We start from the raw sequence: 23,867 nt of genomic DNA, 5'->3' as shown, positions 1-23,867 counted from the left end.
TGCAACGCCATCCTTGATCTCTTGGCGGCGGTTGGCTGGATCACAGGAACTGCCGCCATGGTTCTGGAAAGAATGCGCTGATCCCGCTACGCTTTGAGCGATAGCCCTGAGATCAACGTCCATGAACCTACCCGACTACATATCCCCGGCCGATGTCGTGAAGCGCCTCGCGGAGAAAGGCATCAAAGTCAGCGAACGCGAATTGCGCAGGCGGGCGCGCGAGATCGGGGCTTATCGTCAGATCGGGAAGGCGATGTTCTTCCTTCCCGAAGATCTGGAACGCATCATGGAGCCGCCGACGCCAAAGCCGTCTCTTCGCGGCGGTAGCAAGCGCGGGGATGTCTCCACCGAGACCGCACTACAAGAGGCACGCCGAAAGCTAGGCATGAAGTAGGGGCGATCTGATCGGGCACCTCTCGCGGCTTGCCAGAATACGCAGGATCGCGGATATCGGCATTGCGGCGACACATACCGCGGATCGGGAGATCCGATGTCCAATCGCGCCGCCCGCCGCAAATCCCTCACAGAGATCGACCGACTCCAATTCGTCCAAGATGCCACCGACGCGCATCACAGGCTTGCACCCTACTTAATCGCCCTCTCGCCTCTCAGCGATGACTACAAAGCGATCCAGCGGCTTTCTCAGGCGCTACGGACCGCAATCCGCGACGTGACGGCCGATGACCCCGAATGGTGCAAGGTGAAGCCGGGAGCTTATCCGGGACGCTAGTTCGGCCGTTCCCATGCGAGCCTGATTTGCCGTTCCGTCTCCCGGTTTGCTTCGACCGAGCGCCTGTTGTTCTCGGCAAGGCTCACGATTCCATTTCCGACCTCTGTGGCACGCCATCCCGCCTGTTTCGCCCATGCTGCTATCTGGCGAAGATCATGCGCGAAAGGATGATCAGGATTGGCGGCGGCTTCGATCAATTCGCCCGCTGCCTGTTCCGGTGTCATGCCGGCCACCTGGAGGCGATCGAACACATCGAGGAACGCGTCCTCCATCGCTTCCTCGCATTCGAGGGCGCGATCCGGCCAATCGCCGTCATGTCGCGGGGCTTTGATCATGCAGGGGATTGTCGCGCCAATTTCGGCAATAGAAAACCCCTCCGGCAGGGGCGATGCCGAAGGGGCCGGATAGGCGCGGACGGATGGAGGAAAAAAACCGCGCCCATATTGATCAGGCTTTGGCGGACGCGGAATCCTCTCGCAGTTCGTAGATGTTGAGCAATCTCGTCAGCGTCACGCGGGTTTCAGCGTCCATTGCCGAAATCATCTGCCAAAGCGGTTCGCGGTCTAGCCGTGCCTGGGTCTCGCGTTCGCGCGCCTCGTTTTCCCGGTACACACCGGCCATCCAGATCGCTTCGGACTTCTTGCCTCGATAAACCGGCCACGCTGTTTCGGTGCCGTCCGGGCCGCGCTCGACAACCGCCCACTGACGGCGCTTGCGCCCTTCAAACAAGACCATCTCGGCGTGAAATGTCTTGTGCTTTTGGTTGAATGGAATGACGGTCATCGCGCTGTGTCCCCGCCTTCCTCTTCAATCGCCGCTGCGGACGCAATCAGCATCCGCGCATATGCGGCATCCAAGACCGATTTTATCGGATCGATGAAGGCCTGTGCGTGCTGAATACTGTCGAGAACATCCACGCCATCTTTCTCCAATTCGCTTACGATCCCGACAAGCTGATCCTTGGATTTGTGCATCGAGACAAACGCCACTCGCGCTGCGGTCAGCGTCGGATTGATCGCGTTGCACCATTGCTCATTCGTCGGCGGCTGCCACTTGTCGGGCGAGACGGGCCAAGGATCGAAATCTATTGTGGCCAGTTCCGATATGGAGAGGTCGTCTGTTGCGCCGGCTTCGTGCGCGGATATGTTGGCTGTAGCCATTCGATGATCCTCCAGAGATCGTCGTTTCGGTTAGGGCCGTCGCAGGAGTTGCACCTCTTGCTTCGGCCTGTATTTTATGTCACACAGAAATTATTATGTCAATTAATGTCCCACAAAAAAAACGAGGACGGCCGGCCACCGGCGTGAATCCGCGCGTAGCGGTCCGGATGGAGCCTGAGATAATCGAGGCTCTGGAGAAGGTAGGGGTAGATCAGGACGATAAGCCGAACCAGTCGGAGACGATCCGGCGCATTATCAAGGAGTGGCTTGTCGGACATGGGTATCTGAAGGAGTAGCAGAATGGAGACTGTGAAGAAATTCGTTCAGACGACCTCCGACTTCAGCTCCGAGGTGAAGCGCTTCGCCATCGTAACGGATATCGACCGCTTTGAGGCCGAGTATCCCACGGGTTGGAAAGAGGTAGATCCAGACTTCCACGAAGAGCGCGCGATAGACGGATTTGACGTCTTGTTGTCAGAAGCGCGCAAGAATGGCTTCGCCGTCATTCAGCGCTAGCCCCTCAATCGCCTCAGGACGCGCGTTTGGCGCTGACTGGTGTCAGCATCATGGAAAGGCGAAACGGCGCTGTGGCACTGTCCTGAGAGTCCCGCATCAATCCTTGGGTTCGAGCAGAGGCGGGACTGCTGAAACCAGGGGCTGCACCATCGTTAGTCCGGCTGACTGCTTTAGAGCCTCGGCCGGTTTGCGTAGCGCTTCGTCCCTGCCTTCTTCGGTAATCTTGTATCGAGCTATCCGGCTATTCGAAGGAATCTCCTCAGCTAGGCCGAGACTGACGAGAGCCTCGATCGTCTTTTCCCCAATGCGCTTCCCGCTGAATTCGCCGCGGTTGATCCACTCGGCGCGGTTTAGCATGTCCAGCGCGTTACGTTGTTTAGTGGAGAGGTTCGGTATCATGGCGAGTTGGATTGTCGACCGATTCTCCAGCGAGGGCAAGAACGCGTCTGGACGATATTCCCGCGACGGATGTAAAGGTATCGATCTGGCCTTTTTGGGGCGTCCATGATGCAATCCCCGCGAGCATCGGGGACCAAACATGCCAGATGAACCGAAGAGACCTGTCAGCCACCTACGGCTTGCCGCCGAGAATGATCAGTCCGATATCGATTGCCAGTATGCGTTAAAGCGGATTGAGCAACCTCTGAAAAAGCTCATGGCAAATCTGCTTCGAGTAGCCAGGGGAGCAGGCGAGCCCGACGCGATCGTCCTTCAATGTGATGATGTTGTTTCATCGTTTCAGGAAGTCCAACGCGTCTGTGGCCGGTGGCCAGATGCGCACGAGATTTCGAAGATATTCAATCTGAAGCCTCAGATAACAGGCGACGAATTCTATGACGGGTTTGAAATTATGTTGGGCGGGGCCGTCCGAATGGCTGCGGCGAGGATATTGGGACAGATGACCCATGAAACTCGTGCCCGTTCTGAAATGATGGACGGATTTCTCCAGGTCGAGAAGGCCCGCGATCGCAATAGACGAGAGCGAATCGCATCAGAGAAGTCGTCCGCCGCGAAGACGAAAGCGGGTCGAAGGAGAAAGCCGCGCTCCCCGAAGGACGAAACAATTCTATGAGAATAACGGCATTTGCGGAAAAACGCCCCGCAATCACCCCAGATTGCCTCAGGACGCGCATCTAGCGTTGAGCGGTCATGCAACCCGGAAAGCCTAGACGGCTCTGTGCGGAGTCTTATGGAGCCTATGGCGAGTGTCGCGGATATGGATAGCTTCGGCGCAAACCTACAGCTTGGGTACAGATGCAATCCAGCCTCTTACGAAAATGTCGCCGTCAGCGCTGATCTCGCACACAGCATCCCACCTGCCGCCCGGACCTATGTTGATCGCGTTTTCGAGCTGTCGCTGTTCTTCTTCAGTCGGAGCGCGGCACACTGACCAAGATTCCTTGTACCAGGAAGGAACGTCGTTCGCAGAGTACGCGAGATACTTCCTGTAGGCTCTTTCATCGTCCATGCCCACAAGGATCGCCCGAAAGCCGCTCTTGTACGAAAGCGGAAAGGATCTCTCCGGCAGGATTGGCATGGTGTGGAAGCCTCCCATAAAATACACGTAACTCGCATACCCGGCGCCTAAGAGACACAGCAGCGCCAAGATCCACTTCCACATGCAGGCGTTCCCCCAAACCGCAGTCCGCAAAAAAGGATCAGATGGGAGCACGAAAATCAAGGTAGTGTTGCGTTGGCGACGCCGGTCAACCGCCTCTGAAATTGGTATTAGCAACGCGCGTCGACGTGATGGCTAGGCTGCCGGAACACCCCTATATTGATACCGTCGATGCTGGGAAGGATGGCCGACCGCTCGTTAGTTGAGTTTCTCAAAAGAATAGCGGTTGGATAACAGATACCCCGTGCACCGGAGGTCGGCCGAGTAGCCGGTTCCCTCGGAATCCCTTATCCAGCTGTCGAACTGCAAGAATAGCTTCTTGTCGAGTTCCTTGAGCGCTTCGTCCTCGTCGACGCCCTCAATCGTGCGATTGAAGCCGATGTGGGAAAAATATCTGACGAAATAGGAAAACTGAAGGCGCGGGTAGACTTCCCCTATGGGCAATACGCCGGCTTCTATGCGCTTATCGTTGATCCATGCTTTGCACAGCCTCTCAACTTCGAAATTATCCTCACCGCTGGAAAATCTATGAGTTGAAACAACGATCAGATTCCTATCCCAATCAAACGTGACCGATAGGTTCTTTTCCAACCCGCTTTCCTTCTTAAGGGCCTGTTCGAGCCTCAGCATTCCCCAATCGAGCATGGAAGGCGTATCGTTCAAAAACCGGTTTGTGGTTGCATCAGGCCCAGCATTGACCGCAGTGACACTGCCAAAGAAAATTCCGAACGCAAACCAAGCGCGGTTCTTTGTATCAAATCCCAATCTCACCGCCCCCACATTGGCGCCCGCCAACCGGCGTCCAGCGCCTCGCGTTCTGAGCAGAACCACCGCTCGCCCTTTTCCAGTGAGACCTTTGTGCGAGTGTACCAAGGCGACCAGGGCGCGTGATAGATATGGCCGTTCTTCGAGATGTTGCCCTTGATCGGACAGCCCTCGGGCGCTTGCTGCGCGGCCACTTCCCACCGCTCCGCACGGTAATCCCATGCGGTTTGTGTCGGCGCGATCCAGATACCTCGCTTGGCTTCGCGCGCTTCCTTCGCGGCAGCCACATAGTCATCTGAGAACTTGATGAAGGCCCAGGCGAAGCCGCGGCGCACGAGAGTGTCATTGAGCTCGATATCGCCGGCGGTGCAGACAGCAAGCACGCGGTCATAATCATCCATGCCGCGATTATTGCAACGGACCTCTTTGCCCTCCGTGAGCCTGATCAGCTCTTCGGTCACGAGCTTTCCGCATGGCCATGGCTTTGACGGACCGTTGCACTTCTGGCCGGCTTCTGGAGCGTCGATACCATGCAAGCGATAGGTTGCGTCGCCTATCGTCAATGTGTCCCCGTCAATGATATGCAGATTGGCCGCTTTGGCCGAAATGGCACCACAGACAACGGCGACCGTCAGAGCAATAATCAACTCTGGCGTTACCATCACGCGCTTGAGACTGCGAAGCGCTCGGCCTAATGAGGAGGGGATTGTGTCCGACATGGTTGAGTATACCGACAAGAAAGGCAGAAAAATATTCATCGACTTGGATGGTTGCAATGCAACCGCATTTTACAACGGAAATCAAATCGGAGAGGTTACTACTACCGGACTCAGAGAAATCGACACGAGGACTGCGCCGTTGCCTGCAAAGCTAACTGGGATTTTCGTCGACGACGATTATCAGCGAGCGGGAATTGCGACCGAGATGATTCGATGGCTCCACGAGGATTTAGGGGAGCTTTGTCCCGGTGATCACAACATCGGAATTGGCGATCAGAATGCGATGACTGACGCTGGAGAAGCTGTAACCCGTCGTTGCCAAGATCTTGGTTACGTCCTGCCTTTTCCCAACGAATAGCGTTCTATCCGATTGCCATTTCTATAGCCTGTCTCTGCCCGGAGCAAACACCGAGCAGATTTCAATCCGCGCAATGCTCCGCCATGAATTCAATCAGCGGGGAGTCGAACTTGCTCGGCATCCCTGTCGAGAGCCTGGACGTAGCGCCGAGGAATTCCTCGAGCGTCTGAGGCGTGGGCTGCTCGCACCAATCCCGGAACATCGCGTAGCCTGCATCCTGATCACCTTGGCCGATACTTTCGAACATGCCGCGGGTTAAGTCCGCGAGCCGCGCTTCCAGTTCCTCGTCGGTCATATGTGCATACGGATTGCCGGTGTCCGTTTTGCGCTCAAGGCGCTGTAGCCGGGTTTCTATGCTGCTGATCGTGGCCATTTCGATAGCCCTTTCTGTTGTTCCAGGCGTTCAAGGCGTTCAAGGATTTCGCCTGTCGTGATCGCGTCCTTCTGTGCATTGATGATCGCGACTAGGGATTGCGCTTCTGTCGGAGCCAAATTCCCGGCGGCGACTTCCGCCGCGATCTGTGCAATCGCCTGCTTAATGCCCTCTGTCGTCGCGATGTCTGGCAGGTCGATCTCGACCGTGCGGGGAACAGGCGCCGGACGCGGATGAACGAAGGGCGCGGCCTTCTCCGCCGCCCATGCACGATCCTTCGCGTCCTTTGTCTCATCACGCATGATGCCAAGCATGTACTCCACCGGTGTGATCCCCGCCTCCATGGCAGATGCTATCACCTCCGCAGATTTCACATTCGGGGAGCCTTTTTTCCGTCCTGCTCCCGGTCTTGCGCCGCCTTGCTTAGCCATGGTTTCTCCTGATTGATTTCAAGTGCCCTGTTTCGTTCATATGACTCTCAGGACGGGCGTTTTCTCTGGCCGCGCTTCGGGACTCGGAAACCCGTCGCGCGGCTCTGGGGGCAATCTGGGGCGATTGTGGGCGCATTATTGTTCTGCCGCTCCGGTTCCATTCGGTCTAACGGTGATTTCTAGCACTGACAGATCCGCCGAGGAGGATCTGCTGCGCCCTCTCGGCGGCCGCGCTGACGGATTCAGGCGGATCGCCGGATGTCGATATGGCGGCGGCTGGTACCGATGACCTGCGGAACAGGCGTGCCAATTCCTTGATCGCCAATTCTTCCTGCTGAGGCGTGCTGACATTGCGCAGCAGAACGCGCGCCCGATCCGGATTGAGTAGCGCATCTGTCACAATGTCATCGATTGCCTCCAAGCCCTGTCGGCGCAATTCCGCAAGGACACCGGCACCAATCGCGCCGGCACCGGCCGCCACTGCGCCAGCGGTCCCGCCGCCGGCAAGAACATAGCCAGCCGTGCCGCCTGCGCCCGGGGCCGCGAGGCTGCTGATGACTTTTGCAAGCAGTGTTGCGCCCTTGTCGTTCTTCTGAACCGCAAGCGTATCCTGCGCAGTATTCGACCCGGGATTCTTGACCGATGCGATCGAGCGATTGGCCCGCTGAAGGTCATCCGCGATCCTGGTCATGGTGGCGATCTCGGCGTCGGAAAAACCAGCATTCCGAAGGGCCGCACGATTGGTCTTTACGAAGTTCTGAAAGCCATCCGATTTGACCGTGCCGACGCCGGACGTGCCGGCCTCAGTGTTCCTGACGAACCTATCCGTCATGTGGTCGACAACGGCCTTGCGAAGCCCGCGTTTGGCTTCTGCATCCCCGCCAATGGCATTGCGTAGTTTCAGCATCCGCTGGGCACTGTCCTGTGCCGAGAAGATGCTTCCGACAGAACGGGTCACGTCAGCAGGATCTTCGACGCTCATGATCTTCCCGAGGACGCCTTTCTCGGCTTCGGCAACCGTCTGCCTTTGCTGGCGGATGGCGTCGTCCATGACCTGCGAGGCGGATGCGGCGTCGGCGAACTTGGCGTCCAGTTCCGGGAAGGCACGAAGGGCTTCGGAATAACGAGTCCTGAACGCCTTGACCTTTAGCGGGTCGAGTGTGCCGTCCGCTCGCAAGGCGGTATTCCTGAGGCGGTCAACCGCGAAGCCCTGAAGCGCGTCCAGCGCCTCCTGATCACCAACGGCGTTTCGGAAGGTCTGGACCGTCTCCGCTCCCTTGGGCCCAGCGACGAATACCTTCTCGGGAACCGCAGACGCGGGCATGTCGTAATTGGAGACTGTGGACGGGCGACGACGAAGCGGACCAAGCGTGCGATTGTCGAACGTCTCAACGCGTTCTCGGGTCGCCGTCCGCGCTGCGTTCAGTCGTTCGAGGGCGGCTTGGTCGAAGTTTGCAGCATCTGCCGATAGTCGCGGATCGCGCGGAGCATTTCCAAATCGGCTTCGCGTTTGGCCTTCTGTTCGATATGAGCCAGAAACGGTTGATGTTCCGCTTCGTCCAGTTCCTGGAGCACTCGTTCCACCAACTTGCCGGGCCGTTGCTTCACGTTGAGTCCGCCAACTTTCGAATTCGTGCCACAGCCGAGCGATGACAGTCTGCTCGGCATCGATGGCGCCGGACTTCACTGCCCGGGCTTCGTCCGCGACCTTGCCGGCGATGGCCGTTTCAAGGTCTTTTTCAAATTCGCCCTTCAGTATCGACATTCTACGATAGGCAGGGCTTTCGCCGTTCGCAAGCCGCTCGGCGCGCATCTCGGCCTTCAGGCGGCTATCAAGAGCGGTGACTTCCGAGAACGGAACCACGTCGTCATATTGAGCAAGCGTGTCGTAGATCGCCTTTTCCTCACCCGAAGGCGTCTTTGCCGAGGCGGGCATGTCCGTGACAAGCTGGGCGGCCCGAGTCTTGGCATTGGTCGCCGGTAGAGCGAGAGACCCGTCAGGATCAACGGCATTCCACAATTTCCGCTCGGTGGCCTTGGCAGTGGCTCTGGCGTCCTCCAGCGCGCTCCGGAGCGTCGTGCCGGCAGTTTCCGGCGTTGCACCCTGCCCGACACGTTCCGCGCTTCCTCGGGCTGCGGTAGCGGCATCATCAACCATCGCCTGGGCCGCATCGTCGATCTGTTTGATCTGCTGGCGAACGGCTGCGGCTACGGTCTCCGGAGCGCCTTCGGACTGGAGGGCAATGATCGCTTGCACTCGGGCCGCGTTCTGCGTGGCGCGACGGTCTCCGAACAGGTCAGGATTGCGCGCCGCAGCCCCGCGTTCCATTGCGCCAACACCCATGTCGCCAGTGGCCTGAAAAGTCGTCGGGTCAGATCCGGGGACAAGCTCTGGCGCCCCATCATCGAGGCTCTCGCGCAAAGCATAGAAATCGGAGGCGTTGTCGCGGAATCGCTCGCCAGCAAGGCGTGTACGCCCGCCCTCGGTCAATGGCGCGGCAGCATCTTTGATAACGCGCCCGCCCGCCTTCGCCAATCGCGTGCCGCCGACAATCGTACCCGCAGCAATCCCGCCCGCCGCAAGGCCTCCGCCCACTCCAGCCGTCGCTTCCCATCCTTCCGGCGCGGCTTCGGAAGCGGCGACCGCCCCACCGCCCGCAGCACCACCGACCGCGGCGTTGGTCGCGGCAGCTTCGCCCGATCCGAACAGGCGGGCGAGAATGTTCGCGGCTTTGCCCGTCAGCATGCCGCTACGGATATCCGACCCCCAACAGCGCGTTCGCCCATGACCAGGTCTGGGTCCTGAAGCATGCGCTGGAAAATGCCGGCACCACCGAACTCGGGGCCGTCAAGGAAGCACTGCGTAATCTGACGGTGCCTTCGGAAGTCGTCCTGGAATACCTGCCGGTGGACGGTCAAATGTTCGACCCGAAGGGTCAGGCCTACATCTCCAACGGCGCCTTCCAGTTCCATGACGGTGACTGGGAGTTCAAGACCAAGCTTCCCTCGGATGCGGCCGGCTATTCGGCTTACTTCCAGACGATCAGAAAGTAACAGGCCCGGTGTTCAACCGGTCTCAGAACAGTGGCGCGACATATGTCGCGCCACACCATCCCGGAGCGCGTCATGCTTGTTGACCTCATTCAACAGCTCTTCAACGGTTTGGTGATTGGCAGCATCTATACGCTGGTCGCGTTGGGGCTCACGATCATCTTCGGTATCCTCGGTATCGCGCATTTCGCTCACGGCAGCGTAGCGATGTTCGGGGGCTACCTGACCTTCTTCTTCATACAATCGCTCGGCATCGGACTTTTCCCGTCCATGGCGCTGGCGATGGTCGCGGGCGCGCTGCTCGGAGTGATCCTTGAAAGGGCACTATTTCGCCATCGTCACGCTGGCGATGAACATGGTGATCTTCATCGTGCTGGTGAACTGGATTCCGGTCACCGGCGGCGAATCCGGCCTGCCCGGCATTCCCGCGCCGGAACCGATCGTCATCGGCGATTTCGAACTGAACTTCTTGCGACGGAACACCTACTACTATCTGGTTCTCGCAGCTCTCGCGCTGGTGATGCTTCTGGTGGTGGCCGTGGTGCGCTCTCGGGTTGGACTCGTCCTTCAGGCGATCCGCCAGAACGAGACTTTGGCCGAAGCCGCTGGTGTCGCCTGCTGGCGCTACAAGCTGTTCTCCTTCGTGTTCAGCGCGTCGCTGGCCGGTTTCGCCGGTGCGCTCTATGCCCACTACCAGGCCTTTATCAGCCCGGCGCCATTCTCCGTGGACCATTCCCTGAACGCGATCCTTGCCGTCATTCTCGGTGGCAGCGGCACGCTGTTCGGTCCGCTGGTTGGCGCTGCGCTCACGGTCGCCTTGCCGGAAGTGCTTCGCGTCGCTGAGACCTACCGGCTGATCATCTACGGCGTCGGACTGGTCATCGTGGTCATCTTCCTGCCCCGCGGGCTCTATCCCTGGTTGGCTGACCTGTCTCGTGGCCTTTTCGGGCGGAAGGACGGCAACGGTACGGAGGCGCATCGATGACCAGCATGGCCAATTCCATCCGTCATCATGCGCGCCTCCGTCCGGATGCCGTTGCCCTGATCGAGGGAGACCGGGAGATCAGCTACAGCGAACTCGATGCGCTTGTCTCGGGGTGTGCCGCGCAACTGACAGCCAGCGGTGTTCAAGCTGGAGACCGGGTGGCGGTGATCCTGCCGAACTCGGTGGCCTGGGTCGTCGCCTATCAGGGGGCGATGCGCATCGGCGCGATTCCGGTGCCGCTCAATCCCTTGCTCGCCGATGCGGAAATCACCACGATTCTCGCCGATTGCGAACCCGCAGCGGTCGTCTCGCGGGGCGCGCATGTCTATTTCGGCGGGCAGACCCCGCCTTGTCCGGTCTTCGATATCGAAGCGGATGACGGCGGCATCGTCTCGACGACCGGGCCTGTGGTCGAGTGCGCGCCCTGCGCGCCGACCGATACAGCGGTCATCCTGTATTCGTCCGGCTCGACCGGGCGGCCGAAGGGCGTCGAGCTGAGCCACCACAATCTGTTCTGGAATTCCCAGGCCTTCGCGCTCGACCTCTTGCGGCTGACGCCGGAAGACCGTGGCTACGGCGTCCTGCCCATGAGCCACGTGTTTGGCCACACCTGCCTCTTCACCACTTTCCTGATGACCGGCGCGTCGATCGTGCTGAGCCCGCGTTTCGATCCGGTCGAGACATTCGAGGCGATGTCGCGCCACCGGATCACCATCTTCATGGGTGTTCCGACGATGTACTGGACGCTCGGCAAGGCCGAACTGCCGGAAGGCATCGACCTGTCGTCCTGGCGGGCCTGCGTTTCCGGCGGCCAGGCGCTGCCCGAAGAGGTGCACGTGCGTTTCGAAGAGAGGTTCGGCGTGCCGATCTCTGAGGGCTACGGCATGACCGAGGCCTCGCCGTCCGTTTGCGGGGTTCGCATTTTCGACGAGGAACGTCGGGCCGGCTCCTCAGGTAGACCTTATTGGGGCGTTCGCGTCGATATCGTGGACGAAGCCGGAAATGAACTGCCCGTCGGCGAGCGGGGCGAGATCGCCGTGACATCTCCCGGCCTCGCGAAAGGCTATTACCGTCGTCCCGATTTGACGGCGGAAGCCTTTCGCGATGGTCGGTTGCATACCGGTGATGTCGGGTTGCTCGACGAGGATGGATTTCTCTACGTCGTCGATCGCAAGAAAGAGATGATCATCTCCGGCGGCTACAACGTCTACCCCCGCGAAATCGAGGAGATGGCCCACCGTATGGAGGGCGTGCTCGAAGTGGCGGCGATCGGTGAGCCCGATGAACGGCTCGGCGAACGCATCATCGCTTACGTTGTTCCCGAAAACGGAAAGCTCGTCGACCCGGAGGCGATGATCGCCGAATGGGGCGCAAATCTCGCCCGTTACAAAGTTCCACGCGCCGTTCGTGTGCTCGACGCCTTGCCCCGGAATGCGACCGGCAAGGTCGATCGAATGCGCCTTCGCGACATGAATCTGGATTATGGATAAGACAATGGACAGCAGCGAATTCAACCGGTTTCTCGCCAGGTTCACCTTGGCGGCCGAAAGCGGTGACGGTCAGCGCTTTGCCGAATGCTTCACGCCCGACGGCGTGTATTACGACTACATCTACGGTGTGCATCAGGGCCGTGACCAGATCGCCCACATGATGCAGAACCTGTTTCACCGCGATGCCGGCGAGGATTATCGCTGGGAGATGTTCGACGGCGTCATCGATGGCGATATTGGCTATGCGTGGTCGCTTTCGAGCTTTTCGTCGGACATTCCGAAATTCAAGGGCAACAAGGTTGTCATCGACGGCATGTCCCGCTTCGTCATGCGCGACGGGCTGATCGCCGAGTATCGTGAATCCGTCAATGGCGGCGTCGCGATGAAACAGCTCGGCGTCGAACCGGCCCGGATGGGCAAGGTCTTCGATCGCTGGATCGGTTGGCTGCAGGATCGCGACGAGACGAAAGACTATCTCGCCCGTCCGCGCGGCGAGTTCGCGAAAGAACGCCTGCAGGCGATCGTGAAAGGTTAATCCATGGCCTATGAGCACATCAAATACGCGGTCGAGGACAAGATCGCCCGGATCACGCTGAACCGGCCGGAACGGATGAACGCCTGGACGGCGACAATGGAGCGCGAAGTGCGCCTGGCGATGGAGTCGGCGGCGGGCGACGACGATGTTCGCGCCATCCTCCTGACCGGCGAGGGACGGGCCTTCTGCGCCGGGGCCGACATGGAGGAGCTCGCGGAACTCGACCCCAATGACATCCGCGCAGAAGAATGGATGCGTCCGTTCGACATGAACAGGCGCCCCGACTGGCAGACGCGCTATTCCTTCTATCCGGCAATCGAAAAGCCGATCGTCGCCATGCTCAACGGTGCGGCGGCGGGGATTGGTCTCGTTCACGCGCTCTACTGCGATATCCGCTTTTCCGCCGACAATGCCGCGTTCTCGACGTCGTTCGCCCGGCGGGGGCTGATCGCCGAACACGGGTTGAGCTGGATGCTTCCGCTGCTCGTCGGCCACGTTAACGCGCTGGAGCTCCTGTTGTCCGCGCGGAAATTCCACGCGCCGGAGGCCTACCGCATGGGTCTCGTCAACCGGATCTACCCGCCCGAGGAACTCGAGGAGGCGACCATGGCCTATCTGCGCGATCTGGTGGACATGGTTTCGCCGCGCGCCATGGGCGTCATCAAGCGTCAACAATACGAGGTGCCGTTCCAGACCCTCGCCGAAGCAACGATCACCGCCAATCACGAGATGGCGCTGAGTGTGCAGAGCGAGGATTTCAAGGAAGGTGTCGCGCATTTCATCGAAAAGCGCGCGCCTCGTTTCACGGGACGCTGAGCCATGTCGCAATTTGCGTCCGACGGCATGCGCGCGCTCTTCACCGCCGAGGAGATGTCGTTCCGACAGGAAGTGCGGGCATTTGTGGCCGCCAACCTGCCGTCCGAGATCGCCTCGAAACTCATGGGTGGTCTGCATCCGGGCCGCGCGGATGTCGAAACCTGGACCCGGATCCTGCACGAGCGCGGTTGGGCGGCGTATAGCTGGCCGGAAGAGCATGGAGGTCCGGGCTTTTCCCCGGTGGAACGGTATATTTTCGAGGATGAATGCGCGCGCGCCGGCGCGCCGGAACTCGTGCCTTTCGGGCTGAAGATGGTCGCGCCGGTCATCATGAAATATGGCGACGACCGACAGACGGCGCATTACCTGCCGCGGATTGCCCGGCTCGATGACTTCTGGTGCCAGGGCTATTCGGAGCCCGGCTCGGGCTCGGATCTGGCCTCGCTGAAGACGCGGGCTGTTCTTGAGGGCGACCGATACATTGTCGATGGCCAGAAAGTCTGGACGACCTCTGCGCATGAGGCGGACTGGATCTTCTGCCTGGTGCGGACCTCGAAAGAGGACAAGCGGCAAAACGGCATCACCTTTCTGCTGATCGATCTGAGATCGCAGGGCATCACGATACGCCCGATCATCACGCTCGACGGCAAGCACGAGATCAACGAGGTCTGGTTCGAGGGTGTCGAGGTGCCGGTCGAAAACCGGGTCGGCGAGGAAGGCAAGGGCTGGACCTATGCAAAGTATCTCTTGGAGCACGAGCGGCTGAATTTCGGCGGCATGGGTTTTTGCAAGCGCGAACTGGCGCGGCTCAAGGCAATGGCCGCGGAAACGATGCGCGGTGGCCGGCCGGTTCTCGACGATCCCGGCTTCAAGCTGCGGCTCGAGGCGCTCGAGGCCGAGTTGCTGGCCGTCGACATGACCAATCTGCGTTTCCTGCGCGAGGTCGCTGCCGGGCGCGAGAACGCGCTGCAGGCGCCGGTGCTCAAGATCATAAGCTCCGAGATCCAGCAGACGATTTCGGAACTGCAGACGCGGGCGCTCGGTTCGCGGGCGCTGGCGTTCAATCCGCGGGGCACCGCGTCGAACAAACCGCATCACTATGCGGCGGAGAACTACTGCAACATGCGCAAGACGACGATCTATGCGGGCTCGAACGAAATCCAGCGCAACATTGCCGCCAAGGGAATCCTCGGATGAGTCTCGCAGCCGAAATTGACGCGGGCGACGGCCTGCCTGTCCTGTTCGAACCCGACGATACGCTGGACATGTTCGAGGACATGGTCGGGCGCGCGCTTGGCGATCTCGGGCAGGCGGACTGGTCCGCCGTATCTGCGGTGTTGAAGGAGCTCGGTCTGTTCGAGGCATTGCTGCCCGCATCCAGGGGCGGCTATGGCGGTGCCCGGTTGGCAAGCCTCGTCTGCGACCGTCTCGGCGAAGCGGGGCTCGCGACACCCTTCGCAGTCTCATGGGCCGCGATCGGGCGCTTTCTCAACACGATCGAGGGTAGCGGCCCGCGTCTCGACGAGATCGCCGCGGGGCTGAACGAAGGGTCGGCGCTGGCGACGCTCGCCATGCACGAAACCGATGCCCTGCCGGCCTCGCGCGATTTCGAAACGCGCCTCCGACACGTTGGCGAGCGCTGGGAAATCGACATTTGCAAACGCATGATCCCATTTGCCGCACAGGCCGACTGGTTGTTCGTGCCGGCAACCACGGAATCCGGGGCGACCGCGCTCGTGGTGCTTGGCCGCGATGCTTTCTCCGACGCGCTGCGCCCTTATGACCTCATCGACGGAACGCCGGCGGCTGATCTCGACATGACCGCGCTTGCGCTTTCCGACGAGAGCATTCTGCTTTTCGGCAAGGAAGCCGATGCCGCCCTGCGCGAAATGCGCAACATGCTGTGCGCAGCACTCTGCGCCGAGGCGGTGGGCGCGATGCGCGCAATGGTGACCGCGACACGCGAATATCTCGGTATGCGCCGCCAGTTCGGCCAGGTGCTGTCGGATTTTCAGGCATTGCGTCATCGCTTCATCGACATGGAGATCGCCTTGACGAAGGCCGAGACGATGGCGGCACTTGCTTCGGCCGCCGTGGACAATGGGGCAGGGGGCGCCGACGAGGCGCTCGTCGACAAATGCCGATACATCGTCATCCGCTCGGCCTGGGCGGTTTCGCAGGAAGCCATGCAGATGCATGGCGCAATCGGAATGGCGAGCGAAACCCCGCTCGGCGCCTACTTCAAACGTCTCCTGGCGTTGTCGCTGTGGTTTGGCGACGAGGACGAGGCCCTTCTGGCGCAGACGCGCTGACCGGCCGTACCGACACACACGAAAGGATCGCAACAGTGCTTGAGAAGCTCGAATTCTACATTGACGGCGCGTGGAGCGCGCCCGCCGATGCCCGCCAGCTCGAAGTGGTCAATCCGTCCGATGAACAGGCCTTCGCCGTCATTTCGCTTGGGGACGCCGAGGAGGTCGATCGCGCCGTCGCGGCGGCGCGCCGTGCATTCGAAGGCTGGAGCACGACGCCGCTGTCCGAACGGATCGACTTGATGAAAAAGCTGCGTTCGGTTTACGAGGCGCGGATCGACGATATGGCAGAGGCGATCTCCAAAGAGATGGGAGCGCCGATCTCGCTGGCGCTCAACGGCCAGGCCATGGCGGGTCTCGGCCACATCAAGGCGTTTACCCGGACGGCCGCCAGCTACGATTACGAGCATGCGCTCGACGAGCGCAATCCGCAGGAGTGGATCGTTCATGAACCGGTCGGTGTGTGCGGGCTGATCACGCCATGGAACTGGCCGATGAACCAGGTCGCCTTGAAGGTCGTTCCGGCGCTCCTGGCCGGCTGCGCCGTCGTGCTGAAGCCATCGGAAATCTCGCCCCTGTCGTCGATGCTTCTCGCCGAAATGATTGACGAGGCCGGCTTCCCAGCGGGCGTGTTCAACCTCGTCAACGGTGATGGGGCCGGTGTGGGTGCGGCGATGTCGAGCCATCCGGACATCGACATGATGTCCTTTACGGGATCGGCCCGCGCCGGGATTGCGGTGCAGAAGGCCGCGGCTGACACGGTCAAGCGCGTGTCGCTTGAACTGGGCGGAAAATCGCCGAACATCGTCTTCGACGACGATGCGCTGGCCGACGCGGTCAAGCGTGGCGTTCGCCAATGCTTCCTGAATACCGGTCAATCCTGCAATGCGCCCACGCGCATGCTCGTCGAGCGATCGGCCTATGAAAAAGCGGTCGGGATCGCCGCCGAAATCGCCGCCAAGACGTCCGTCGGCAACCCGTCCGAAGAGGGGCGCCATATCGGTCCGCTTGCCTCGAAGGCCCAGTACGACAAGGTCCAGAGCCTGATTGACACGGGTATCAGGGAAGGCGCCCGGCTGGTCGCCGGCGGCCCGGGTCGGCCGGAAGGGTTCAATCGCGGTTTCTTCGCGCGACCGACTGTATTCGCCGACGTGACCAACGACATGACGATCGCGCGTGAGGAGATTTTCGGTCCGGTGCTGGTGATGATGCCGTTCGACAGCGAGGACGATGCGGTGAAGATCGCCAATGACACGCCCTACGGTCTTGCGGCTTACGTCCAGTCGCTTGACGAGGAACGCGCGATGCGTGTCGCCCGGAAATTGCGGGCGGGCATGGTTCAGCTCAATGGAGCCAACCGCCCCTCTGGAAGCCCCTTCGGCGGCTACAAACAGTCCGGCAACGGCCGCGAAGGCGGGCCTTGGGGGTTCGAGGAATATCTCGAGGTCAAGGCGATCAGCGGGTGGCCATCGGCCTGATCGTCACAATCGAAGGCGTGTTCCCGTCGTAGCCTGTGTCTGGCGGTCAAATGCCTGGAAGGCGACCTTGATCTTGTTTCCGGTATCGGAACGACCAGGGTCGCCTCTTCCGGCGCGCAGACATGCAAGGCTGTCGGTCAGTGCCGCACCGCGTCCGCCACCGTGAAAACGAGCTTCCGGAATGCCGACATCTCGCGGGCTGGATGCGATCCGCAGGTCTCGGCCAGCGGCGGCGCGTGGTCGAGTTCGCCTTCGGCGATGATGCATCCGTCCTCGACCTTTCCCACATAGGCGACAGGCCGCCCGCAACCCTCGCATCGGGTGACGATTTCCACGTGATCGTCGTAAGCCGCATGAGGATCGAAATCGGACGCGCTTACCTCGATCACGCGCGCCGGCAGTTCCAGATAGGCTTCGATCGGCAAACCAAGCGGCTTCATTTCAGCCGCGTGAAGTGCGAGCTCTTCCACAAGATCCGTCGTCATGAGTCTCTCCACCAGGAGTCAGACTACGCACAAGGCGACAAATCGGACTACGAATTCAACCGCGAATCCTGCCGCAGCGTTACACTTTCGGCTAGGTCGCGACGAATGTGCGGGAAAATTCGGATCATTCTCCGCGCAAAAGGAAGATCAGCGCCTTTGTGCTGTCTGCGCGGTCGGGGTCAGATGGAGATGTAGCCGGCCTTGATCGCGATGGCCAAGGCGTGGGTCTTGTTCCGTGCGCCGAGTTTCTTGCACATGTTCGACGTATGGTAGTTGACCGTATGCGACGAGATGTCGAGCGCTTCGCCGATCTCGCTGGCCGACAGACCCGCCGAAATGAGAATCAGGCACTGTTTCTCGCGATCCGTCAGGATGCTTCGGTCCGTGGTGTGGATGGTGACGTCGTTCGCATGGATCTCGAAGGCCTGCTGGGCGAGATAGCTGAGCTGCATCATCTCGCAATCGGCCAGCGTCTCCCGCTCGCCGCTGAACCGCACGCCGCCGGCCGAACCGTCGCTGCTGCGCACGGGGAAATATGCGATCCTGTCATATCCCGCGCTGACCAGCGACAGGTGAACCTCTTTGTAGTCTTCGTTCTCTTCCGCTTCGGCGATGATGAACTGCCTTGTCATCTGCGGGACGACTGCCATGCGCAATTGCTGAAGAAGCGAATTTCTCCGGATCGCTCCGTTACGGCAATAGCGGTAAAAGAGCTCGGCATCCCAGTTGTTGATTCCGAAGCGAACGGTTTCGCCTGTCACGTCGCCGAATACGAAGCTGGAGAAGAGAAAGGTTTCGAGCCCGTATCCGGGAAGGATGTCCTTGAAGGCCTTGATCAGGTCGTAGTCCGTTTGCGCGGACCGAATGCGTACGCAGTTTTCTTCGAAGAAATTGCAGCGCGGCAATCCAGCTGGAATTGTCATACTTTTCGGCCCGTCATCCCCAAGCATCCAACGATGCGAATCACTTAAAATATTCGTCAGTATGTTTTCTATCGATGTGCTCGGCAAGTTGCCGCAGAGTAGCTGAGCGGAAAATAGATTAGAAATTACAATAAGTTCGAGTGAATGCGCATAGGGCAGGCGCGCATATCGTATCTCGCGCGTTACACTTTGTATCGCGCGATCTTACTCGGGTTTCATTATTCGAACCGCGCTCCAAGAACTTCCCATATGCTTGCGCGCGCGTTTTCGCATCAGCTCGAAACCGGGGTGGATCGTCGGCTATTTCGGCTTCGGAGACGTCCCCCCGTTTCAGGGGGCGCGCGCAACATTTTTATTCTGCGCAATGCGAGGGACAGCAGGCTGTCGGGGTCCGCGCCGCCTCAGTCCTGGGGCGGCTCCCGGTCTATCCCGATGATCTGAAACGGCGCCCAGGCCGAGGGATGGGCGAATGACAGGCGGCCGCCGTCCTGTCCGGTGTCCTCCACGATGTTCCGCATGGCCGAGCGGAAAGCCTGCGCGCGTGTCTGTCCGTCGCGCATCGCCGCCAGGGTTCCGGTCGTCAGCCGTGCCGTCGCGTTGTCCTGAACCTTCCAGTAGGAAACCAAAAGGCTCTGCGCCCCGGCGTAGAAGAAGCCGCGCGCCAGACCGGTCAGGCCGCCGGCGTCAGGCGTTCCGCCGGCCGCCGTGTCGCAGGCCGACAGGATCACCCAGTCCGCCGAAAGCCTCAGCTGTGCCGCCTCCGATGCGGTCAGCAATCCGTCATTCAACGGGCCTTCCGGCGTATCCGGCGGTGTCAGGGCGAGGGCGGGTTCCGCCAGCGTGCCGAAGGTGCCGGCGATCAATCCGTGGGTCGCAAGCAGGATCGTGTCGGCCTGTTCCAACCTGCCGTTTTCCGCTTCCGCGCGCAGCCGCGCCTCGCTTGCGGCCCCGCCGAGCAGCACGGTGCTTTTCTCCGGTCCGTAGAGATCGGCGAGTGTCTCCACCTCGGCGCGCGTGCCGGGCAGGCGCGCCAGCGAGTTCACTCCGGCCGCCCGGCTGTCGGGAGCGGCGCGCAGCGTAAGGCGGGCGTCCGGCAGCGAAGCGTCCGCCGAACCGGAAAACTCCGGATCGCCAAGCGCGAACAGCGTGCCGCTCGAAGGCTGCACGGCTTCCTTGTCGGCGCGTTCGCTGCGCAACATGGAAAGCGTCGGCAGGATGGAAATCGAGTGTTCCAGACCGAGCCATGATGTCCGGCGGAGGTCTTCCGGTTCCGTATTGTCGCCGCTGGGTGGTTCTGTAACCAGCGCATTCAGCGGCAGGCTCAGAAGCGAACCCTGCGGCGAGACGATCCAGTCTTCCTTGCCATCGATCAGCGCGGCAATTTCCTCCGCGCCGAACAGCGCCTCGTAGAGCCTGTGGGCCATCGCCCGGTCATAGCCGGGCACGCGTCGTTTCTGACGCGATGCGGCGGCCCGCGTCCCGCTGCCGCCATCCAGTTGCGCGTGCAGCGTCGCGATCATCCGGGATATCTCGTCGGCGGTCAGTTGAAGCGATGCCCACGCCGCGCCGTCTCGCGTGACAGCCCACGCCAGCCCGGTCTCGTTGCCTTGTCCGGGAAACAGCAGCACCAGCGCCTCGGTCGGTCCGAGAAGGTCCTGGACTTCGGAGAGTTCGAGCGGCGGCGGGGCGACGAGGTCGTAAAAATCGGGGAAGTCGCTGCGGATGCGGCTTTCGCTTGCCTGCACCCTGTCGTCGGCCGCGTCGCGCGCCTTGAACAATTGCCGGCGCAGGGCGGCATCGCCGAGCATCCCCGCGGATGCGAGCTGCACGTCGATCTGGTCGCGTTCGGCGCGCGCCGCGTCCCAGTCGGACACTTCGCCCTTGAGCCCTGCGCGCCCGGCGGCAATGCGGGCCTGCGCGCGCGCCATCGCTTCCGCCGCGCCGTCCATGCTGCGCGACTGGATGGCCGCGAAGGCTTCCGCGCGCAATTTTTCCGCGTTCTCGGTGTTTGCCCGGTCCTGTGCGAGCGCATGTGCCGCGAAGGCGACCATTGCGCCGGCCTTGGCTGAGCTTTCCGCCGCCGTCTCGCGGCCGCTACCCGCCGCGCCTGCCCGCGCGCTCAACACGTCCCGTTCGCCCGCAAGCGCCTTTCGCGCCGCGGCAAGTGCCAGACCCGGTTCGCCGTTCGCCAGCCGCGCGGCCGAAAGCGTCGCGTAGCTGAGCAGCGTTTCGCGATTGAGCGGGCCCAGCACCGCTTCGCGTTCCCGCGCGGCCTGTGCGAGCAGGGTCGCGCCGATGCTCGTCTCGCCTTGCTTGTAGTGCCCGACGCCCGCATTGAAGAGGCTGGTCAGCAAATGCGGATGATCGGCAGGGAGCTGCCGGCGTCGGGTTTCGAGCACTGCATCATATTGCGCGGCCGCGGCGGCGGTATCGCCCAGATAGGACAGCGTCACCGCGAGATTGTTGCGCGCGGTCAGGGTGAAGGTGTTGTCCGGCCCGAATGTCGCCTCGGCCAGGCTCAGCACCTCGCGGTTGAGCGGTTCGGCGGCAGCGGGATCGTCCGCGCGCAGGTAGCTCGCGGCCAGGTTGCCCGCCGCTGTCAGTGTCTCGGGATGCGCTTTTCCAAGCGATTTCGTGGAGAGCGCCAGCACCGATTTCTGATGCTGTATGGCCTCGTCGACGCGGCCGGTTCGCGCCAGCAGGAGGGCGAGATTGCCCGCCGTCGACAAAGTCTCCCTGTCGCTGCTGCCGAGCACGGTCTCCCGCGCATCCAGCGTGGCACGGAACAGGGGTTCGGCCTCGTCATAACGTCCTTGGGCGTCGAGCGTCGTCGCCAGGTTGTGCTGGGCGTCCAGCGTTTCCGGCGCGCGCGGGCCGCGAACGTCCCGGTACCCGGCCAGGGCGTCGCGCTGCAGCGCCTCCGCCTCGCTCAGCCGGCCCAGAGCGGAAAGCGCAAGGCCGAGTTGGCTCATGCTGTGCAGCGAACTCTCATGCGCCGCGCCGAGCGTGTCGATCCGCCGGTCCAGCACCGCCCGATGGATCGTGGCGGCTTCCTCGTAACGCCCGAGATTCGAAAGTGTCGAGGCCATATTGGCGCGTGAGCGGAGCGTTTCGGGGTCGTCCGCTCCGAGCACTTCGGCGCGTGTCTCGGCGACCTCGCGGTCGAGGGCGAGCGCTTCCGCGTAGCGCCCTGCCGTGTTGAGCGCGACGGCCAGATCGTTCAGCGTGATCAGCGTCTCCGGAGCGTCGCGCCCAAGGGCCTGTTCGCGCCGCCTTGCGATATCCTCGTAGAGCGCGATGGAGTCATCGATCCGGCCGCTTTTTCTCAGGAGCAGGGCGAGCTGTTCGCCGAAATTGAGTGTCGTGGCGTCGTCGGGACCGGCCATGCGTGATTGAAGATCGAAGGCACGCTGGCGCAGCGGCAGCGCCTCCGCCGGCCTGTCCTGGTCCGCCAGCACGAGCGACAGCGCATCGAGATTGTAGAGCGCGATTTCGCTGTCACGGCCCGCCGCCCGTTCGTTGAACGACAGCGCTTCGGAAAGGCTGCGTTCCGCCAGCGTAAGGTCGCCCTGCTGAAGCGCATTGACGCCGGTGAAGAACCCGACATAGCCGAGCGCTTCGGTGAACCGCAGCGTCAGCGGATCGTCCGCGCCAAGGCGCTGCCGTGCGATGTTCAGACCCGCCCGGTATTCGGTGGCGGCGCCGTCGAGATCGCCGGTCTCCTCGGCCACTTGCCCGAGAAACAGATGCGTGCCCGCCGTCCAGGAATGGCGCGGGCCCCATGTCGCCTCTTCGAGGGCCAGCAGGTCGCGTGCCGCAGCTCCGGCCGAAGCGAAGTCACCCGCCTCGAAGGCGTCACGCATCGACCGGTCGAGCGCGTCCATCCGCGCTTTCTCGGCAGCGGTCGGTTGGCGGAGGTCGGGGCCTTGCTCAGGTGCTTCCTGTCCGGGGCCTTCGACAGGGGGCGTATCGTCGGCTGTCGCCGGAACGGCCAGCGCGATCGACGCGAGAAGCAGGAGGATCCGAAACTGTATCATGCGCGACGTGTGTCTGTTGTGGGCCCCGGCGACAACGGCGCTGTCGCCATGTCGAGATTGCACCTTTCTCGACCATCAAAATGGCCGGGATTGGGCACGACGGGTGAACAATGCACTATCGCAGCTTCTGGTTGATCCATCCGGTAATCTGGCCCGCCGTCATCGCGCCGGACTGCCGCGCGATTTCGCGGCCGCCGCGATAGAGCAGCAGCGTCGGGATACCGCGAATGCCGAGCCGTCCCGCCACCGCCTGTTCCTCGTCGGAATTCAGCTTGAGGAAACGCACGCGCGGTTCCAGATCGCGCGCGGCCTGCTCGAAGGCGGGCGCCATCATCCGGCACGGGCCGCACCACGGCGCCCAGACATCGACGACGACCGGAATGGAACTGCGGGCGATCTGCTTGTCGAACATCCCGCCCTTCGCCTCCACCGGATGCCCGGTGAAGAGTGGCGCGTGGCAGACGCCGCATTTCGCCTTTTCGGCCGGCTTGTCCGCCTTGACGCGGTTCACCGCGCTGCAGGACGGACAGACGATCTGGACCGCATCGGACATGGACTTCTCCAAAAATGACAGCGTGTCCGAAATGATATCGCGCCAGGCTGCCCGGATATTTGATCCGGGTCAAAGCCCGTCAATCGAGCGCAACAGGACTATTTGGCGGCCGTGTATCCGATGCCGCGTGCCTGGATTCCGCCCGCGCAATCGTCGGCGAGCGAGCCTTCGACGCGGCCGACGGTGACGCTGTGGATGGTGAGGTAACCGTTCTGGAGCGCCCGCAGCTTAAGGAGCAGAAGCGCGCCGTCGCGCGTCGCGGGGACGGGTTGGGCCTTGTCGCGGCAGACCGTCGACGAGAGGTTGGAGAAGCGTTCCGTCTTCTCCGGCACCGTATCGACGATCCGCACCATCGCGGCCTGTTTCAGCGTCGGTCCCTCGCTCGGTCCGTCGGTGGTCGAACTGCAGCCGGCGAGCAGGAGCAGCGGCAGGAAAAATCCGTTCTTCAGGTTTGGCATTGATTCGTCCCGTTCGTCGGCACTGGATAACATGCGCCCGGCCGGGGATTCCAGTCGGTTCGAGGCCCCAGACG

At 61.6% G+C, this 23,867-nt stretch carries 29 protein-coding genes and 1 pseudogene; 14 read left to right on the top strand and 16 right to left on the bottom strand.

What is annotated here, in order from left to right; all coding sequences use genetic code 11:
• Positions 1-121 precede the first annotated feature (121 nt).
• Together ACQK2M_RS22340 and ACQK2M_RS22335 are read left to right on the top strand one after the other, a co-directional pair.
• Complete coding sequence (locus ACQK2M_RS22340) at positions 122-394, top strand: hypothetical protein (protein ID WP_425419634.1); 273 nt, start codon at positions 122-124, stop codon at positions 392-394.
• Positions 395-490: 96 nt separating this feature from the next.
• Entirely contained in the window at positions 491-730 is a 240-nt protein-coding gene (locus ACQK2M_RS22335; protein ID WP_425419633.1) for a hypothetical protein, read from the top strand.
• On the opposite strand, the gene ACQK2M_RS22330 is transcribed toward ACQK2M_RS22335, so the two are convergent.
• The 3 genes from ACQK2M_RS22330 to ACQK2M_RS22320 form a co-directional block, all read right to left on the bottom strand.
• Entirely contained in the window at positions 727-1,065 is a 339-nt protein-coding gene (locus ACQK2M_RS22330) for a hypothetical protein (protein ID WP_425419632.1), read from the bottom strand. The two genes, ACQK2M_RS22335 and ACQK2M_RS22330, sit on opposite strands and share 4 nt — an antisense overlap.
• Positions 1,066-1,177: 112 nt before the next feature.
• Positions 1,178-1,513: a hypothetical protein gene (locus ACQK2M_RS22325; RefSeq protein WP_425419631.1), complete on the bottom strand. Its 336-nt coding sequence runs from the start codon at positions 1,511-1,513 to the stop codon at positions 1,178-1,180.
• Positions 1,510-1,890, bottom strand: a complete 381-nt coding sequence (locus tag ACQK2M_RS22320; RefSeq protein ID WP_425419630.1) for a hypothetical protein — start codon at positions 1,888-1,890, stop codon at positions 1,510-1,512. Before ACQK2M_RS22320 ends, ACQK2M_RS22325 begins: the two co-directional genes overlap by 4 nt.
• A gap of 167 nt (positions 1,891-2,057) precedes the next feature.
• On the opposite strand from ACQK2M_RS22320, the gene ACQK2M_RS22315 reads away from it, so the two are divergent.
• Positions 2,058-2,186 (top strand): hypothetical protein, encoded by a 129-nt coding sequence (locus ACQK2M_RS22315; RefSeq protein WP_425419629.1) that lies wholly within the window; start codon positions 2,058-2,060, stop codon positions 2,184-2,186.
• Between the two features lie 4 nt (positions 2,187-2,190).
• Positions 2,191-2,406 carry a hypothetical protein gene (locus tag ACQK2M_RS22310; protein WP_425419628.1) on the top strand — a complete coding sequence of 72 codons (216 nt, stop codon included), beginning with the start codon at positions 2,191-2,193 and terminating at the stop codon, positions 2,404-2,406.
• 96 nt (positions 2,407-2,502) lie between these two features.
• Here the strand turns inward: ACQK2M_RS22310 and ACQK2M_RS22305 are convergent, their stop codons facing one another.
• Entirely contained in the window at positions 2,503-2,844 is a 342-nt protein-coding gene (locus tag ACQK2M_RS22305; RefSeq protein ID WP_425419627.1) for a hypothetical protein, read from the bottom strand.
• A 100-nt stretch (positions 2,845-2,944) separates the two neighbouring features.
• Between ACQK2M_RS22305 and ACQK2M_RS22300 the strand changes: the two genes are divergently transcribed.
• On the top strand, positions 2,945-3,478 hold the full coding sequence (locus ACQK2M_RS22300; RefSeq protein ID WP_425419626.1) for a hypothetical protein: 534 nt from the start codon (positions 2,945-2,947) through the stop codon (positions 3,476-3,478).
• Between the two features lie 165 nt (positions 3,479-3,643).
• Here ACQK2M_RS22300 and ACQK2M_RS22295 read toward each other — a convergent pair whose 3' ends face one another.
• The 3 genes from ACQK2M_RS22295 to ACQK2M_RS22285 form a co-directional block, all read right to left on the bottom strand.
• Complete coding sequence (locus ACQK2M_RS22295; protein ID WP_425419625.1) at positions 3,644-4,027, bottom strand: hypothetical protein; 384 nt, start codon at positions 4,025-4,027, stop codon at positions 3,644-3,646.
• A gap of 195 nt (positions 4,028-4,222) precedes the next feature.
• The gene (locus ACQK2M_RS22290; protein WP_425419624.1) at positions 4,223-4,789 is read right to left on the bottom strand and encodes a hypothetical protein; all 567 of its coding nucleotides are present in this window, start codon (positions 4,787-4,789) and stop codon (positions 4,223-4,225) included.
• 2 nt (positions 4,790-4,791) lie between these two features.
• Positions 4,792-5,508 (bottom strand): thermonuclease family protein, encoded by a 717-nt coding sequence (locus ACQK2M_RS22285; protein ID WP_425419623.1) that lies wholly within the window; start codon positions 5,506-5,508, stop codon positions 4,792-4,794.
• Here ACQK2M_RS22285 and ACQK2M_RS22280 point away from each other — a divergent pair.
• The gene (locus ACQK2M_RS22280; RefSeq protein ID WP_425419622.1) at positions 5,507-5,866 is read left to right on the top strand and encodes a GNAT family N-acetyltransferase; all 360 of its coding nucleotides are present in this window, start codon (positions 5,507-5,509) and stop codon (positions 5,864-5,866) included. The two genes, ACQK2M_RS22285 and ACQK2M_RS22280, sit on opposite strands and share 2 nt — an antisense overlap.
• Positions 5,867-5,927: 61 nt before the next feature.
• Here ACQK2M_RS22280 and ACQK2M_RS22275 read toward each other — a convergent pair whose 3' ends face one another.
• The 3 genes from ACQK2M_RS22275 to ACQK2M_RS22265 form a co-directional block, all read right to left on the bottom strand.
• Entirely contained in the window at positions 5,928-6,239 is a 312-nt protein-coding gene (locus tag ACQK2M_RS22275; protein ID WP_425419621.1) for a hypothetical protein, read from the bottom strand.
• Complete coding sequence (locus ACQK2M_RS22270) at positions 6,218-6,670, bottom strand: hypothetical protein (protein WP_425419620.1); 453 nt, start codon at positions 6,668-6,670, stop codon at positions 6,218-6,220. The genes ACQK2M_RS22275 and ACQK2M_RS22270 overlap by 22 nt, the downstream gene beginning before the upstream one ends.
• Positions 6,671-6,836: 166 nt before the next feature.
• Entirely contained in the window at positions 6,837-9,206 is a 2,370-nt protein-coding gene (locus ACQK2M_RS22265; RefSeq protein ID WP_425419619.1) for a hypothetical protein, read from the bottom strand.
• Between the two features lie 383 nt (positions 9,207-9,589).
• Here ACQK2M_RS22265 and ACQK2M_RS22260 point away from each other — a divergent pair, with 383 nt between their 5' ends.
• Complete coding sequence (locus ACQK2M_RS22260; RefSeq protein WP_425419618.1) at positions 9,590-9,724, top strand: hypothetical protein; 135 nt, start codon at positions 9,590-9,592, stop codon at positions 9,722-9,724.
• Between the two features lie 12 nt (positions 9,725-9,736).
• On the opposite strand, the gene ACQK2M_RS22255 is transcribed toward ACQK2M_RS22260, so the two are convergent.
• Positions 9,737-9,964 (bottom strand): hypothetical protein, encoded by a 228-nt coding sequence (locus tag ACQK2M_RS22255; protein ID WP_425420132.1) that lies wholly within the window; start codon positions 9,962-9,964, stop codon positions 9,737-9,739.
• On the opposite strand from ACQK2M_RS22255, the pseudogene ACQK2M_RS22250 reads away from it, so the two are divergent.
• The 7 genes and pseudogenes from ACQK2M_RS22250 to ACQK2M_RS22220 all read left to right on the top strand — a co-directional run bounded on the left by ACQK2M_RS22250 (position 9,866) and on the right by ACQK2M_RS22220 (position 17,337).
• Positions 9,866-10,706, top strand: a pseudogene (locus tag ACQK2M_RS22250) (branched-chain amino acid ABC transporter permease). The gene ACQK2M_RS22255 and the pseudogene ACQK2M_RS22250 sit on opposite strands and share 99 nt — an antisense overlap.
• The gene (locus ACQK2M_RS22245; RefSeq protein ID WP_425419617.1) at positions 10,703-12,196 is read left to right on the top strand and encodes a class I adenylate-forming enzyme family protein; all 1,494 of its coding nucleotides are present in this window, start codon (positions 10,703-10,705) and stop codon (positions 12,194-12,196) included. The pseudogene ACQK2M_RS22250 and the gene ACQK2M_RS22245 overlap by 4 nt, the downstream one beginning before the upstream one ends.
• Before the next feature lie 4 nt (positions 12,197-12,200).
• Positions 12,201-12,731: a nuclear transport factor 2 family protein gene (locus ACQK2M_RS22240; RefSeq protein ID WP_425419616.1), complete on the top strand. Its 531-nt coding sequence runs from the start codon at positions 12,201-12,203 to the stop codon at positions 12,729-12,731.
• Positions 12,732-12,734: 3 nt separating this feature from the next.
• Positions 12,735-13,547, top strand: a complete 813-nt coding sequence (locus ACQK2M_RS22235) for an enoyl-CoA hydratase (protein WP_425419615.1) — start codon at positions 12,735-12,737, stop codon at positions 13,545-13,547.
• A 3-nt stretch (positions 13,548-13,550) separates the two neighbouring features.
• Positions 13,551-14,744 (top strand): acyl-CoA dehydrogenase family protein, encoded by a 1,194-nt coding sequence (locus ACQK2M_RS22230; RefSeq protein WP_425419614.1) that lies wholly within the window; start codon positions 13,551-13,553, stop codon positions 14,742-14,744.
• A complete protein-coding gene (locus tag ACQK2M_RS22225; protein WP_425419613.1) occupies positions 14,741-15,859 on the top strand; it encodes an acyl-CoA dehydrogenase in 1,119 nt (372 codons plus the stop codon). Before ACQK2M_RS22230 ends, ACQK2M_RS22225 begins: the two co-directional genes overlap by 4 nt.
• A gap of 35 nt (positions 15,860-15,894) precedes the next feature.
• Positions 15,895-17,337: an aldehyde dehydrogenase family protein gene (locus ACQK2M_RS22220; RefSeq protein ID WP_425419612.1), complete on the top strand. Its 1,443-nt coding sequence runs from the start codon at positions 15,895-15,897 to the stop codon at positions 17,335-17,337.
• A gap of 137 nt (positions 17,338-17,474) precedes the next feature.
• On the opposite strand, the gene ACQK2M_RS22215 is transcribed toward ACQK2M_RS22220, so the two are convergent.
• The 5 genes from ACQK2M_RS22215 to ACQK2M_RS22195 all read right to left on the bottom strand — a co-directional run bounded on the left by ACQK2M_RS22215 (position 17,475) and on the right by ACQK2M_RS22195 (position 23,793).
• Complete coding sequence (locus ACQK2M_RS22215; RefSeq protein WP_425419611.1) at positions 17,475-17,822, bottom strand: hypothetical protein; 348 nt, start codon at positions 17,820-17,822, stop codon at positions 17,475-17,477.
• 179 nt (positions 17,823-18,001) lie between these two features.
• A complete protein-coding gene (locus ACQK2M_RS22210; protein WP_223476395.1) occupies positions 18,002-18,745 on the bottom strand; it encodes a helix-turn-helix transcriptional regulator in 744 nt (247 codons plus the stop codon).
• A gap of 401 nt (positions 18,746-19,146) precedes the next feature.
• Positions 19,147-22,782 carry a tetratricopeptide repeat protein gene (locus ACQK2M_RS22205; protein ID WP_425419610.1) on the bottom strand — a complete coding sequence of 1,212 codons (3,636 nt, stop codon included), beginning with the start codon at positions 22,780-22,782 and terminating at the stop codon, positions 19,147-19,149.
• Between the two features lie 115 nt (positions 22,783-22,897).
• Positions 22,898-23,335, bottom strand: a complete 438-nt coding sequence (gene trxC / locus ACQK2M_RS22200) for a thioredoxin TrxC (RefSeq protein WP_425419609.1) — start codon at positions 23,333-23,335, stop codon at positions 22,898-22,900.
• A gap of 98 nt (positions 23,336-23,433) precedes the next feature.
• Positions 23,434-23,793: a hypothetical protein gene (locus ACQK2M_RS22195; protein ID WP_223476390.1), complete on the bottom strand. Its 360-nt coding sequence runs from the start codon at positions 23,791-23,793 to the stop codon at positions 23,434-23,436.
• Positions 23,794-23,867: the final 74 nt, after the last annotated feature.

Origin of the sequence: Oricola indica (genome assembly GCF_965227485.1) — a bacterium.
Lineage (GTDB): Bacteria > Pseudomonadota > Alphaproteobacteria > Rhizobiales > Rhizobiaceae > Oricola > Oricola indica.
The sequence above is the reverse complement of the archived record's forward strand: the minus strand, read 5'-3'. Positions and strand labels throughout refer to the sequence as shown.